Annotated in this window: 12 protein-coding genes; 5 read left to right on the top strand and 7 right to left on the bottom strand. The window is 45.4% G+C overall.

The window, feature by feature from the left end:
* The 5 genes from AB4133_RS15430 to AB4133_RS15410 form a co-directional block, all read right to left on the bottom strand.
* The coding region (locus tag AB4133_RS15430; RefSeq protein WP_372224971.1) for a VWA domain-containing protein at positions 1-1349 on the bottom strand (1349 nt) is incomplete at its 3' end.
* Positions 1342-2349: a VWA domain-containing protein gene (locus AB4133_RS15425; protein ID WP_017065686.1), complete on the bottom strand. Its 1008-nt coding sequence runs from the start codon at positions 2347-2349 to the stop codon at positions 1342-1344. The genes AB4133_RS15425 and AB4133_RS15430, both read right to left, overlap by 8 nt.
* Positions 2342-2827 (bottom strand): DUF4381 domain-containing protein, encoded by a 486-nt coding sequence (locus AB4133_RS15420; protein WP_017065687.1) that lies wholly within the window; start codon positions 2825-2827, stop codon positions 2342-2344. Before AB4133_RS15420 ends, AB4133_RS15425 begins: the two co-directional genes overlap by 8 nt.
* On the bottom strand, positions 2824-3750 hold the full coding sequence (locus AB4133_RS15415) for a DUF58 domain-containing protein (protein WP_372224969.1): 927 nt from the start codon (positions 3748-3750) through the stop codon (positions 2824-2826). The genes AB4133_RS15420 and AB4133_RS15415 overlap by 4 nt, the downstream gene beginning before the upstream one ends.
* Positions 3751-3760: 10 nt before the next feature.
* Positions 3761-4717, bottom strand: a complete 957-nt coding sequence (locus AB4133_RS15410) for a MoxR family ATPase (protein WP_017072421.1) — start codon at positions 4715-4717, stop codon at positions 3761-3763.
* Between the two features lie 456 nt (positions 4718-5173).
* On the opposite strand from AB4133_RS15410, the gene AB4133_RS15405 reads away from it, so the two are divergent.
* Positions 5174-7090, top strand: coding sequence for a methyl-accepting chemotaxis protein (locus AB4133_RS15405; protein WP_017067914.1), 1917 nt, complete (start codon positions 5174-5176; stop codon positions 7088-7090).
* A 208-nt stretch (positions 7091-7298) separates the two neighbouring features.
* On the top strand, positions 7299-7499 hold the full coding sequence (locus AB4133_RS15400; RefSeq protein WP_010431457.1) for a hypothetical protein: 201 nt from the start codon (positions 7299-7301) through the stop codon (positions 7497-7499).
* 257 nt (positions 7500-7756) lie between these two features.
* Here the strand turns inward: AB4133_RS15400 and malK are convergent, their stop codons facing one another.
* The gene (gene malK, locus AB4133_RS15395) at positions 7757-8869 is read right to left on the bottom strand and encodes a maltose/maltodextrin ABC transporter ATP-binding protein MalK (protein WP_017060047.1); all 1113 of its coding nucleotides are present in this window, start codon (positions 8867-8869) and stop codon (positions 7757-7759) included.
* Between the two features lie 664 nt (positions 8870-9533).
* Here malK and malE point away from each other — a divergent pair.
* From malE to malG, 3 genes are all read left to right on the top strand, one after another.
* Positions 9534-10718: a maltose/maltodextrin ABC transporter substrate-binding protein MalE gene (gene malE / locus AB4133_RS15390; protein WP_017060048.1), complete on the top strand. Its 1185-nt coding sequence runs from the start codon at positions 9534-9536 to the stop codon at positions 10716-10718.
* 81 nt (positions 10719-10799) lie between these two features.
* A complete protein-coding gene (gene malF, locus AB4133_RS15385) occupies positions 10800-12371 on the top strand; it encodes a maltose ABC transporter permease MalF (RefSeq protein ID WP_017060049.1) in 1572 nt (523 codons plus the stop codon).
* Positions 12372-12382: 11 nt separating this feature from the next.
* Positions 12383-13273, top strand: coding sequence for a maltose ABC transporter permease MalG (malG, locus tag AB4133_RS15380; RefSeq protein WP_017060050.1), 891 nt, complete (start codon positions 12383-12385; stop codon positions 13271-13273).
* A 561-nt stretch (positions 13274-13834) separates the two neighbouring features.
* Here malG and AB4133_RS15375 read toward each other — a convergent pair.
* Positions 13835-14107 (bottom strand): hypothetical protein, encoded by a 273-nt coding sequence (locus AB4133_RS15375; RefSeq protein ID WP_019822928.1) that lies wholly within the window; start codon positions 14105-14107, stop codon positions 13835-13837.
* Between the last annotated feature and the right edge of the window lie 148 nt (positions 14108-14255).

Genomic DNA, 14255 nt, shown 5'->3' with positions numbered 1-14255 from the left:
TGTTGCTGTTGCTGTTGCTTCTGAGCCTGTTCGACAATCTCTAGGTTCTTCTTCGCATAAGCATGTTCAGGGTTGCTTTCAAGAATACGTTGATACTCTTGGATCGCTTGGTCGTACTTACCTTGTTGGGCTTGAGCGTTAGCAAGGTTGTAGCGAGCATCTTCACTAGAAAGCTCTTGCAGCGTCTGCTCTGCGGCTTCGAAATCACCGGCTTTGTATTGAGCAATGCCTTTCCACTCTTGTTGGGTGAACTGTTCAGCAGCTTGTTGGAAGTCCTCGTCCTGATACAGCTGATAGCCTACTTGATCATTGGTTTTCCACGGGTTCGCAAACGCAGTATTTGGTTGGCTAAAAGAGATAACTCCAGCTAAGGTACACCAAATAACCCCTTTCCTGAATAATCCAAGTGCCGGAAGTAATAGCAAAGGCAGTAACCAGAAACCGTTGTTCACTCTGGTGTTGAGTGAGTTCTTGGTCTTGGTTACTTCCGATGTTGTTGCAACGCGGTCGAGGTAGCTCGCGATGTGTTCAACATCTGAGTTATCAAATTGAACTTCAGTGAACGTGCCACCATAGCTGCGTGTAAGCTCGCGCATGTTCTTCAAGTTGGTTCTTGCCACCACGGTTTGTCCTGAGTCGCTTTGCAGCATCGACCCCGTAGGTAACGAGATTGGCGCACCGTTTTCACTCCCTACAGCTAGAATCGACAATGTCCAATCGTTGCCAGAGAGTAGGGAGTCGATCTGCTTCTTCTCTTGGTCATCGATGTCATCAGCAATCAATACCAAATCACCTTGGTAGATCTTCGCGCGAGTCATCATATCAATCGCAAGCTTAACGGCTGATGCGGCATCACCACCTTGATAAGGCATGATATCTGGCGATAGGTTAGGCACTAGGTTTTTGATGGTGTTGATGTCTGACGTTAGCGGGCTAATGGTGTAAGCATCCCCAGCATACGCCACCATGCCTGTTAGCCCTTCTTTCCACAATGAAAGCAGATCCAGAGCCTTGTATCGCGCTTGAGTTAAGCGATTCGGCTTAATGTCGGTGGCATACATAGACATCGACATATCCATGATCACAACTCGTGCCTGCGTTTTTTCAAAGCTCGGCTGTTCGTTTTTCTCGAAGCTTGGTCCAGCTAATGCAATAACGCCGACCAGCCACCAAATTCCGAAGTAAGTACTGCGATTTTTCGATGGCTTACTCGATTCTGGTGCCAAGTATCGCGCGATGTGTGACGCGAGTAATCCTTGCTTAGATTGTGTCTTGCTCAGCCACCAAATAGCGGGCAGCACGACAAGCGCCAAGAACCAATATGGGTAGATAAAAGTAAAGTTAGACATTGTTTCTCCTAATGGCTAACAGCATAAATGCGAAGAACATTGCCGCCGACAGTGGCCATACAAACCACTCTTGTTGCGGTCGCCAGATCTTAGTGGCGTTCGTCACGGGCTCTAACTGGTTAATGGTGTCGTAAATCGTCGCTAACTCTTTGCTGTCACGCGCTCGGAAGTACTGACCGCCGGTGCGTTTGGCAATTTCTATTAGTGTACGTTCATCCAAGTCTTGAGCAGTATTGACTTTGCGCGTCATGAAGAACTCTTTGACCATCATCTCGCCTGCACCGACACCCACGGTGTAAATCGTCGCGTCGTATTTCTTTGCAATATCCGCCGCTTCTAATGGGTCTAATACCCCGGCGGTATTACTGCCGTCGCTGAGTAGAATCATTACACGTTGGGGCGCATCGCTATCGACAAAGGTTTTGGTGGCAAGACCAATACCATCACCAATCGCTGTTTGAGTACCAATCAGCTTTAACACCGCTTGATTGAGCTGTTGTGAAAGCGTATCTCTATCTAGCGTAAGCGGGGTCTGCAAGTAGGCGTGATCAGCAAATAACACCAGTCCAACTCGGTCGCCTTTTCGTCGCTCAATAAAGTCACTCAATACGCGTTTCACCGCCGACAAGCGGTCGATGTATTCGCCATTGAACTGCATGTCTTCTTGGCTCATCGAATAGGAGAGGTCGACAACTAACATTAAATCACGATGTTTCGGCTGAAACTCCACCGGTTCGCCATACCATACAGGGCGTGCGCTCGCCGTAACCAGCAGAAGCCAGATAATCACGGACAACGCCTTTGGTAAGCGACTGCTCGGTGTTTTGGTATTGCTGTCTTCTGGCAGAAATGGAAGCCTTAGGGCATTGCTCGATTCTGACTTTGGTGAGAACAAGTAAACGAGCAACGGCAGTGGCGCGATGAAGAACATCCACCACCAAACGAACTCGATGTTTAGCAAGTCCCTGCTTAGAAACATAGTGCTTAGAAAATCACTCATAACGACCTCGCTTTGGAGGAAGTGCTTTGCGAAGCCAAGTTTCGCAATCATTAACCAATTGCTGTTGAGCCTTTTTCTGTTCGTCGTTCATAAGGGCTACATCTTGATAGAGCGCTTGTTGCCACTGGGATTGTTTTGCTACAAATAACGGCTTCGCCAATTGCGCATCTAAGAACTTCAACCAATCATCACCAGACAAACCTGCAATTTTTTCACGAGGGAAATAGCTCAGTGCTGCTTGACGAACGATGTCTTGAGCTTTGCTCGGAGACAAGCCATCTTGGGACTGACTATTACTAAAGTAAGACAGCGCTTCTTGTTTCGCCTGTTGATTGTTTTTTCTACGTTTTAGAATGAAAAACACCAAGGCAATCAGGAAAATGGCTGTGATAATGACTGCCCACCAACCCCACGCCAAAGGCCACCAAGTCGGGGCGTCTGGCGCAATCACCGGACTTAAATCTAAGGGCTGTTTCATGACTGAGCTCCTGATAATTGGCTCATTAGCGATTGCGCACAAGACAATGAACTGTATGGGATCGCCAGAGAAAGGCTCATTTGCATAAGCTGTTGTTGCTTCTGATCAAATGCGTGACTGAGCTTTTCCTTTTCCTTGCTTGATGAAAAGTTAAACCATTGGGTTTTATTGCCGTCGGTGATCTGTTTTGAACCTTTGAAAGCAGTGACACCTTGCTCTAATGGATCGTAAAAATGCACCAAGCGAACCCGATTATGTCGACGTATTTGATTGATCAGTGAGTAATTACTTTCGTTATAACGGACGAAATCACTGAGCATAATGATATCGCTTCCTTTCGGGCAAAGCTGGTGGAGAGACTTCAGCCCATGCTCTAAGGTTGTGTCGTTGTGATTGTCTTGGTTGGTCAGCGCTGCGTTATTGATTTCTATGACTTTTTGTAAAATCCGCAGCGGAGCGTGGTTGCTAGCACTGGGTTTAATCTCAATGATCTCTTGGCCAGTATCTATCACTGCGCCAATACGGTCTTTTTGAGCGACGGTTAACCAGCAAAGTTGGCTGGCAAAGTGCGCGAGTTGAACCGATTTAAGCAACAAGGTTGACCCGAAAATCATACTGCTCGACAGATCTAAGAACAAAATCACAGGCTGTTCTCTTTCTTCAGAAAACAGTTTGGTGTGCGCCTTGCCTGTTCTCGCCGTGACGCGCCAATCAATGCTGCGGATATCGTCACCCGCCTGATATTGACGAACCTCAGAGAAATTCATGCCGCGACCTTTACGATTGCTCTCGTGTTGCCCGTTTAGTTGCGACCACAGGCTCTTGGCTGGAGGCAACCAGCGAACAGACTGCGCTTTGTATTGCAGCAGTTCGTCTAGATTTAACGTGACACCGTCACTATGGTTGGGTAATTGATTATTCATGCGCGTATCCCTATGCGCTACCAACCAATGAAATAAGGTGTGCGATCACTTGGTTTGCGGTGACACCTTCAGCTTGTGCGTGGTAGCTGCGCAGTAGACGGTGGCGTAACACAGGGAATGCCATCGCTTGAACGTCTTGTGGCGTGACGTAATCTCGTCCTGCAAGCCAAGCGTGAGCGCGGGCACAACGGTCTAACGCAATGGTTGCACGCGGGCTGACACCCATGTCTAACCATTGATCAAGTTGGTCACTGTATTGCTTAGGTTGGCGAGTCGCCATAACCAGTCTGATGATGTACTGCTCAATGGTGTCTGCCATGTGAATGTTGAGCACTTCTTGGCGCGCTTCAAAGATCGTTTGCTGAGATATCTGTTGTGGCTGAGCTGATTCGTTACCTTGAGCCTCACCACGGTTGAGTCGTAAGATCTCAAGCTCGCTTTCCATATCTGGGTATTCAACCTCTAGGTGAAGCAAGAATCGGTCTAACTGAGCTTCCGGTAGCGGGTAAGTCCCTTCTTGTTCAATTGGGTTCTGTGTTGCCATTACCAAAAATAGCTCAGGCAGCGCATAGGTTTTTCGACCGGCAGTTACTTGTTTTTCTGCCATCGCTTCCAGCATTGCCGCTTGAACTTTCGCCGGAGCACGGTTGATCTCATCCGCTAGAATCAATGAGTTGAAAATCGGGCCTGATTGGAAAGTGAACTCCCCAGTCTCAGGGCGAAAAATGTCGGTACCCGTCAAATCAGCTGGCAACAGATCGGGAGTGAATTGAATACGGTGGAAGTCACCCTCAACACAGTCAGCCAATGATTTTACTGCGCGAGTTTTTGCTAAGCCGGGAGGTCCTTCAACGAGGATATGACCATCTGCTAAAAGGGCGATCATCAGTTGCTTAACGAGCTCTTTTTGACCAATGATTTGAGACTCTAGATAGTTTTGAAGGACTTCGAAATTTGTTTTGTGCATTTTGGACTCTCTGGGTATCCATTTGATTTTTATTTTGAGTATTGGTCACTGATTTCGAGGAAAAAGTTCCAGTACATTTGCGTAATTTATTTTTTCAAAATTGGAAATATTTACAAGTGGTTAGCTAAAAAAATCGTTAGGTTGTGATTATTACTATATCAATTGGTTTTTATATACAAAAGCTCGGCGGTGGGGAGTGGTTTGAGTTCGGTTGAGTCTCAGGGGGTGAGAACTAAAATTGACTCTCGACAATGCGGTATTTGCTTAGTTAATTCATGCTCAAGGTGAATATTTCTAATTGTTACATCATATTTGCAGTTTTTTGAGAAGAAAGTCTCTAGTTTTATTGGTTGTGGCCGATACATCACTCAGATTGTGCATTGCTTGTTGGAGTGCACTAAAAAAGTCCTGTTCAGGGTATACCAATAACGAGCGATTCTTTTTAAAGGTCCAAATATGTTTAAAACTAACTCTCTGAGTATCAAGCAAAAAGTTGTACTTGGAATTACCTTTGCGGTTCTTGCATCGACAGTGATTGTCGGCGCAATGGCACAACAACAAGCAAGAGATGTATTAAGTCATCGATTGATCGATATTGAACTTCCAGGAATGCTAGAGCGAATCAATGGTGAAATTGACCGAGAAGTCTCTCAGCTATTACTAGCGGCGGAGCAAATTGCTTCAAATGAATTTATTTCTGATGCTATCGAATCGACCGATCGCGATCCCGCACTAGAAAATAAACTGGTGAAACAGCTGAACAATGTTCGTAACCAGTATCAGTTGAACGATGCCTCAGTGGCGAACCGTCAAACTGCTTACTACTGGAACCAAAATGGCTTCCTACGTCAGTTAAACCAACAGCAAGATGGTTGGTTCTTTGGCTTTACGCAATCTGGACAGCCGACCATGGTGAGCATGTTCCAAGAAGCCAATGGCGAAGTGAAGATGTTTGCTAACTACCAACAGCCTTCTGGTTTGGCGATGTCTGGTCTATCAAAGTCGATGGATGACATGGTTAACCTGCTGAACGGTTTCAAGATTGAAAATACCGGTTTTGTCTTCTTAACCGATAGCCAAGGTGATGTTCAAATTCATCGCGAGCGTTCTCGCAGTGACTCTTCACTTCAACAACTTTACGGTCCTCAAGCAAGCCAACTACTGAACAAGTCGGGCTTCAACCTGATTACTACAGAAAGCCAAGGCCAAGAGCTGTTCGTGGCGAGCTTGTATGTGTCTTCAATGGACTGGTTCGTTATTGGTGTGGTACCAACCGGTGAAGTGTTTGCTGAGCTTGATGCGACTGCGCAGAAGATGCTGATCATGACTGCGGTTGTGGCGTTAGTGTTTATCCTAATGGGCGTAGTTCTGGCGAACAGCATTACTCAACCGATCAAGCTTTTGGCTAAGCGTTTCGGCGACTTAGGTGAAGGCGACGGTGACCTTGCACAGCGTATCGAAGTGAAAGGCAACGATGAAATTGCACAGCTTTCAAAAGGCTTCAACGGATTCATTGAAAAGATTCACGAGTCGATGAAAGAGGTGTGTTCGACAAGCCAAGCGCTTCAAGTGGCTGCAGAGAGTGTTTCGAATAAAGCTCACATCACCCACGACAACAGCCAAGAACAGCGCGACCAAACCCTTCAAGTCGTAGCTGCCATTAACCAAATGGGTATGACCATCAGTGAGATTGCATCGAACGCGGCAACCGCAGCAGAAACGGCAACTCAAGCTTCAGGCAATACGGAAGTAGGCCGCTCTGTGGTGAACAAAGCAAAAGACGCGATCAGCCGTTTGGCGCAAGATATTGAAAGCACAGGTCAGGTAGTAGAGCAACTGGCTTCTACAACTCAAGACATCGGTTCTATTCTGGGTGTTATTCGTGATATTTCAGAGCAAACTAACTTACTCGCATTGAACGCTGCAATTGAAGCCGCCCGTGCTGGTGAGCAAGGTCGTGGTTTTGCGGTTGTAGCGGATGAAGTACGTAACCTAGCAAGCCGTACCGCAGATTCAACGGAAGAGATTCAAAAGATGATCAACCAACTGCAAAGCGATGCTAAAGATGCGGTAACGGCAATGAGTGCGGGTAAGGTGATTACCCTTGAAGGTGTATCGGCTTCGGATGAAGCGGTAGACGTGCTGAGTGGCATTTCAGACCGTATCGTTGATATCACAGACCGTAACACTCAAGTGGCAACGGCAACGGAAGAGCAATCAACCGTAGTTCACACCATCAACCAGAACATTGAAGAGATTAACGCAATCAACGAAGTGACAACGGGCACGGCTGAGCAACTTGCTGAAGCGAGCCAAGAGCTTCGTGATCTATCGTCTCGTCTAGATAAGATGGTTGGTTCATTTAAGCTTTAATCCCTTTAAGCTGTAGCATGGCTTACAAAGATACATAAACTAAGAGCTGGATTCATTTAATCGTGAATTCAGCTCTTTTTATTTACGTGCTTGTTTTCTTCTAACTGACGTTCGCTTGATCTGGTTTCGGGCTTTGCACTCAATCGCCCTAGCATCATAGGGCGTAAATGAGTAAAATCTCGTTAGGTTTAATATTTAGGTAAGTATCATGAGCGATTTTGAAAAAGAACTAGAGCAGATGACTCAAGAGATGGGCGATGAGCCTGAGGTGAAACTGCCATCACTTGAAGAGCAAAAAGCAATTGTTGCTGAGTTCAAGCGACTAGAGGCGGAAGGCAAACTGACTCCTGAAGTGTTAGAGAAGCATTTTGGCCAGTTCAACAAACAGAATGATACGCCAATTCACTAAGTTGATTTAGACAGGTTTCATGTCTGAAAGAAGTGATATTAGCGGTTGGGTTCATAGCCTAACTAACAGATAAAGGTCTAGCGCTTGCTAGACCTTTTTTATTGCCGCTAGCGAAAGACCGAGTGGCTGACTCATGAACTATTCAATGTAAGTGAAACTCGTATCCAACACATAAAAATATCCAGCACATAAAAAATCCCCCTTACTGAGTAAGAGGGATTCGATATGGGCAAGTTATATCCTAAAAGGCTAAGCGATTAGTCTGTGCCGTATTCTTTGTACAAACGACGACATGCGCGGCCATCGCTGTGGAACAGGTGACAACGGTGCGCTGGAATACCAATCGCCAACTTGTCACCTGATTCGATTTTCAACGTGTCTGGCTGACGATAGATAACATCAGCATCGGCACTTTCAAGGTTTAGGTAAACCTGAGTTTCGTTACCTAGTTTCTCTACCATCATCACGTCAGCTTCAATCGTCGCGTCACCTGATTCAGCAGACATCAAGTGTTCAGGGCGAATACCCAGAGACATACGATCACCAGCATTAACCGTCGTCCCGTCAACAGGAATCCAGAAAGTCATGCCATTAGAAAGTTGTACCAATACGCGTTCTGCTTCAGCTTGTTCAATGTGTACCGACATGAAGTTCATCTTCGGTGAGCCAATAAAGCCAGCAACGAAACGGTTTTGAGGGTAGTGGTAAAGGTCAAGCGGCTTACCGACTTGAGATACATAACCACCATCCAGAACAACGATCTTATCCGCCATTGTCATCGCTTCCACTTGGTCGTGGGTAACGTAGATCATGGTACAACCCAGTTGACGCTGTAGCTTGGTGATTTGCGAACGCATTTGAACACGTAGCGCGGCATCTAGGTTTGATAAAGGCTCATCAAGTAGGAATACGTTTGGTTGAGAAACCAGAGTACGACCAATCGCAACACGTTGACGTTGACCACCAGAAAGCGCTTTAGGTTGGCGCTCAAGAAGGTGACCAAGCTGAAGGATTTCTGCAGCATGTTCAACGCGTTTGTCGATCTCAGCTTTATTTGCGTTTGCTAGCTTAAGACCGAAAGACATGTTGTCGTATAGGTTAAGGTGAGGGTAAAGCGCATAAGACTGGAATACCATACCTACGCCACGCTTTGACGGTTCAACGTCATTCATGCGTTGGTCGCCAATGTACAAATCACCAGACGTAATGTCTTCTAGACCTGCGATACAACGTAATAGCGTCGATTTACCACAACCTGATGGTCCAACGAATACTACGAATTCACCTTCGTTGATGTCTAAGGTTACGTCCTTAGAAATCTGTACATCACCATATGATTTATAAACGTTTTTTAACGTGACACTCGCCATCTAGCTTGTCCTCGATCGATCAAATTTTAAGTTTTACTGCTTATCATTATAAGAAATTTTTGGGTCAGCAGTAACTGTAGGAATTGGTAAGTATTGAGTGAGTAAGAAAAAAGTGGGTGAGACTTGGCTTCTTTAACCAAGCCCACCCGTCATAGCCAAACTGATGCCCATTTCCCCCACATCCAGCTAAACCTCCCCCGTGATTCAATCACAGATTTAGCTCGATGCTAATATAAGACACCAGCGGGCAGTGAAGCCAACTAAATGAATAATGCGTCAACGCATAACACTTGCCGGTAAAGGGTTCTTACTATCCACTCTTGGATGAATGCAGTTTCGGTGAATTGGCGTAAGGGTACATCCTCCTAATGGAAAATTAACTAGGGGGAGTAGGAGGGGAGGAGTAGATAAATGGGGTTATTAATAATTGGCGATCCAGTTCAAATAAATCCACCGCGTAACGGTGATGTTGATCACGATGAGTATACGTTTTGTGATTGCAGTCTCTAATCTGACCGGATGGCGATCACGAATTTAAGCCATAATAGCTAGGGCGTAGTGGCTAGGATGATGAGCTAGGGTCTGTTTTCTCAGATCATAACCTCCGAAAACTGGCTCGTCTTGGTAGATGTGCCCTACGTATAAATATAAAAAGGATATTCACATGAAAAACGCTCTAAGCGCTGTAGCTCTAGGTACAATAGTTGCTCTGGGTTCTTTTGGTGCAAATGCTGCTATCGAAGAAGGACAACTAACAATCTGGGTAGGTGGTGACAAAGCTTATGAAGGCATGGCTGAAGTAGGTAAACGCTTCGAAGAAGATACTGGTGTTAAAGTAACCGTCGCTTTCCCTGACAAGCTAGAAGAGAAATTCCCTCAAGTAGCAGCAGCTGGCGATGGCCCAGACATGATCTTCTACGCACATGACCGTTTTGGCGGCTATGCAGAAGCGGGACTTCTTGTTGATATCAAACCTTCTAAAGAAACTAAAGAAGGTATCGTAGACTTCGCATGGGACGCTGTTTCATACGAAGGTAAAACAATCGCATACCCTGTTGCTGTTGAGTCAGTTTCGCTAATTTATAACAAAGCGCTTGTTCCTAACCCACCTAAGTCTTGGGAAGAAATCCCAGCACTTGATGCTGAACTTAAAAAAGACGGCAAGAAAGCGATCATGTGGCCTCTACGTGGCGGCGCTTACTTCACATGGCCTCTACTTGCAGCTGACGGCGGTTACGCATTCAAACAGACTGCAGAAGGTTACGACATTAAAGATGCGGGCGTAGCGACTGATGGTGTTCAGAAGTCTCTAGGTTTCATCGAGAAGATGGTACAAGACAAGGTTATCTCTGCAGACATGGATTACTCAGTTGCTGAGTCTGAATTTGTTGCGGGTAACGTTGCAATGACAATCAACGGCCCTTGGGGTTGGGAAAACATCAAGAAAGCTGGCGTAGATTACGGCGTAACAACACTACCTAAGTTCAACGGTAAAGCGTCTAAACCTTTCGTTGGTGTATGGGCGGGTGGTATCAGCACTGCGTCTCCAAACCGCGACCTAGCTGTTGAGTTCATGGAAAACTACCTACTAACAGATGAAGGTATGAAGAGCCTGAACGACGACAAGCCACTAGGCGCTGTTGCTCTTAACTCTTTCCAACGTCAACTAGACAGCGATACTCGTATTGCAGCAACAATGGACAACGCGATGAACGGTGAAATCATGCCTAACATCCCTCAGTTCACAACATTCTGGTACAGCATGGAAGAAGCGATCGGCAACGTAGTTGACGGCCGTCAATCAGTAGACCAAGCACTAAAAGCTGCTGAAGGTCGTATGGTTAAGTAACACCCAGGCACTACCTTTTAAGGAGAGGGTAACCTCTCCTTACTTTTCTATTTTTTATCTATATCGCTAGCAGGTTCCTCTATGCAGTCAGTTCAAGGTACAGATGCTATCCCAGCACCATCAAGCCTTCCAGGCAGTAAAAGCGTCTTCATTAAATGGGGGTTGCTTGGTAGCGTTGGCTTAATAAACGGCTACGCTACAATTCTAATGTATTCTCGCGGTGAGCTCGCTTTTGCGCTGCTTACAGTGATCTTAACGGCTTTGGCACTTTACATTTTTGGTAGTAAAAAAACTTACGCCCACCGTTATATTTACCCAGGTATTGCCGGAATGATCTTGTTCATTCTTTTCCCATTGGCATACACCGTAGGGCTTGCGTTTACTAACTACAGCGCGAAAAACCAACTTTCTCTAGAGCGTACTCAAACCGTTCTTTTAGACCGTTCTTTCCAAAGCGGTGAGAGCTACCCATTTACTTTGTACAAGACAGATGACGGTCACCAGATCGTTGTAAAAGATGGCGATCAACTGTTAGCGACTGACGTATTTTCTCTAGACAATATGACAGAAACAGAGATGGACCTATCTGTTATTGAGTCTGCGCAAGGTGAAAAAGAGAAGATCAAAGCGATCATTCAAAACCGAGCAGCAATCAGTGGTGTTGATTTCAATCTACCTGACGGTGGTGACATCCGCATGAGTGGCTTACGTAAGTTTGCTTCTGTTGCTCCGCTTTACACGCTACAAGACGATGAAGAAACGTTAATCAACAATGAAACGGGTGAAGTTCTCAAGCCAAATATGGATGTGGGTTTCTACCAGCCTGTTGATGCAAATGGTGAGTTTACGGGTAATACCATCTCTCCAGGTTTCGTGGTTAGCATTGGTACGCATAACTTTGAGCGTGTATGGAAAGATGACGGCATTAAAGAACCGTTTATCAGCATCTTTATTTGGACGGTTATCTTCTCGGTATGTACCGTAGCGTTCACGCTAGTTATCGGCCTTGTATTGGCTAACATCGTGCAATGGGAAGAGTTGAAAGGTCGTTCTATTTATCGTGTTCTACTGATTCTGCCTTACGCCGTACCCGCGTTTATCTCGATTCTTATCTTTAAGGGTCTATTCAACCAAAGCTTTGGTGAGATCAACATGGTGCTCGAGAATATCTTCGGCTTAAGCCCGAACTGGTTCTCAGACCCTATCTTAGCGAAAACCATGGTGTTGATGGTTAACACATGGCTAGGTTTCCCTTACATGATGATTCTATGTATGGGTCTGCTTAAAGCGATTCCTGATGATTTATACGAAGCGTCAGCAATCGATGGTGCGAACTTCCTTGATAACTTCAAGCGTATTACGTTCCCATTGATGATTAAACCGCTTACACCGCTATTGATTGCAGCGTTTGCCTTTAACTTCAACAACTTCGTAATGATTCAACTATTGACGAACGGTGGCCCGAACATGATTGGTACTTCTGAGCCAGCGGGTTACACAGACTTGCTTGTAAGCTACACGTACCGAATTGCATTCGAAGGCGGCGGCGGTCAAGACTTCGGTCTAGCAAGTGCTATCGCAACGCTTATCTTCCTATTGGTTGGTGCACTAGCGTTACTAAACCTTCGTTTCACTAAACTGTCTCAAGATTAAGGAGCACGACAATGGCTATGGTACAAGGTAAAGGCCTTAAATACCGAGTGTGGGCAACGCATGCAGTGTTGTGGTGCTTCTTGGCAATGATTATCTTCCCACTACTGATGATCATCGCGATCTCGTTCCGTGAAGGTAACTTCGCAACCGGTAGTTTGATTCCAGATAACCCATCATTGGAACACTGGAAGTTAGCATTGGGTATGTCAGTAACGAACGCAGATGGCTCGGTAACGTCACCTCCGTTCCCTGTGCTAACTTGGTTATGGAACTCAGTGAAGGTTGCAGGTATCACATCGATTCTGATTGTGACACTGTCTACGACATCGGCTTACGCGTTTGCTCGTATGCGCTTTAAAGGTAAGAACACAATCCTGAAAGCGATGATGATTTTCCAAATGTTCCCAGCAGTATTGGCTCTAGTAGCAATCTACGCGCTGTTTGACAAACTTGGTCAATACATTCCGTTCTTAGGCTTGAACACACACGGTGGTCTAATCTTCTCTTACCTAGGTGGTATTGCACTGCACGTATGGACGATTAAGGGTTACTTTGAGACGATTGATAACTCTCTGGAAGAGGCAGCAGCCCTTGATGGTGCAACGCCTTGGCAAGCATTCAGACTGGTTCTACTACCGCTGTCTGTGCCAATCCTAGCGGTTGTGTTTATCCTATCTTTCATCGCGACAGTGGGTGAGGTGCCAGTAGCGTCTATCCTACTTACAGATGTGAACTCTTACACGCTAGCAGTAGGTATGCAGCAGTACCTATACCCTCAGAACTACCTATGGGGTGACTTTGCGGCAGCGGCTGTACTATCAGCACTTCCGATTACTATCGTGTTCTTACTTGCTCAACGTTGGTTAGTTGGTGGTTTGACGGCAGGTGGTGTAAAAGGATAAGCTGTACTCTATAAGAAAGAAAAAGAGCGACCGTTAGGTCGCTCTATATTGGCATTTTTATTACATCATTTGGTTTGGCCGCCGATCAGTAATAAAAATAACCCTCAGGTTACGCATAGCTGGCTACTAATCAGGTTCCTTACGCTATTAATGATTAGTGGTTTTTGTAACTCTAACCCAGGTATTTACTTGGGTTTTTTTATGCCTGCTACTTTTTGTTTTTTGTGTCAGCGTTACTCGTTAACTATCGCGCTCATATCTACTTTAAAACCCAAAGTTTCGAGTTACTTCTCTCCTAAATACCGACCACTTCATTTTGGTTACTTGTAGAAATGAACTAGTCTCACAAATCAGACACTCAGTATAAGTGGCTGTTGTACTATTGATATGTTGTGAATATTCCAATGCGTGATACTTCAATGATTTGTATGCAACAAAACCTGAAATTGCACTGAAAATGTATGGGTAAGCGAGAGGTAGTTACAGAATATTCAAGTGACATTCATGAGGGTTATGGAGGTAGGTCTATTTATGCTTCTGGTTTTTGGTGGGACTTAGAAGTTAGAACTCTTTACTAGAAGGAGCACAACCTAAGTGTTGCAATAGCACATAGATGCTTTCTTGATCGAGTGCCACGCGACGAAATAGATCGGCAAATGTCGGATCTCCACCGAAACACGTTTGGATATAGTGGTTGATTTCATTGCTGTCGTAGCCTTCGACGTACAAAGTTCTAACCCATTGGTACTCAACAGCCTTTAAATTGTTCAGTGTAGACTCGCTAAGAGTGGGGCGTATGACGCTCAAGAGTGGCTCCAAGAAATTCAAATGCATCTATTATGATTGGCGGTATTTAATCAGAGCAAAATGACGACTTTATTACAGTCAAAATAAATCAGTGAACAAGTGCCGATTCATTTCAACCTTTGGCTGGGTATCACGCTCTTATCGTCTGTATTGGGTGTGCAGCGGATTTGGCTGT

This window comes from Vibrio sp. 10N.286.52.F8 (genome assembly GCF_041468745.1).
Taxonomy (GTDB): Bacteria; Pseudomonadota; Gammaproteobacteria; order Enterobacterales; family Vibrionaceae; genus Vibrio; species Vibrio crassostreae_C.
This window is presented reverse-complemented; position numbering and strand designations above follow the sequence as displayed.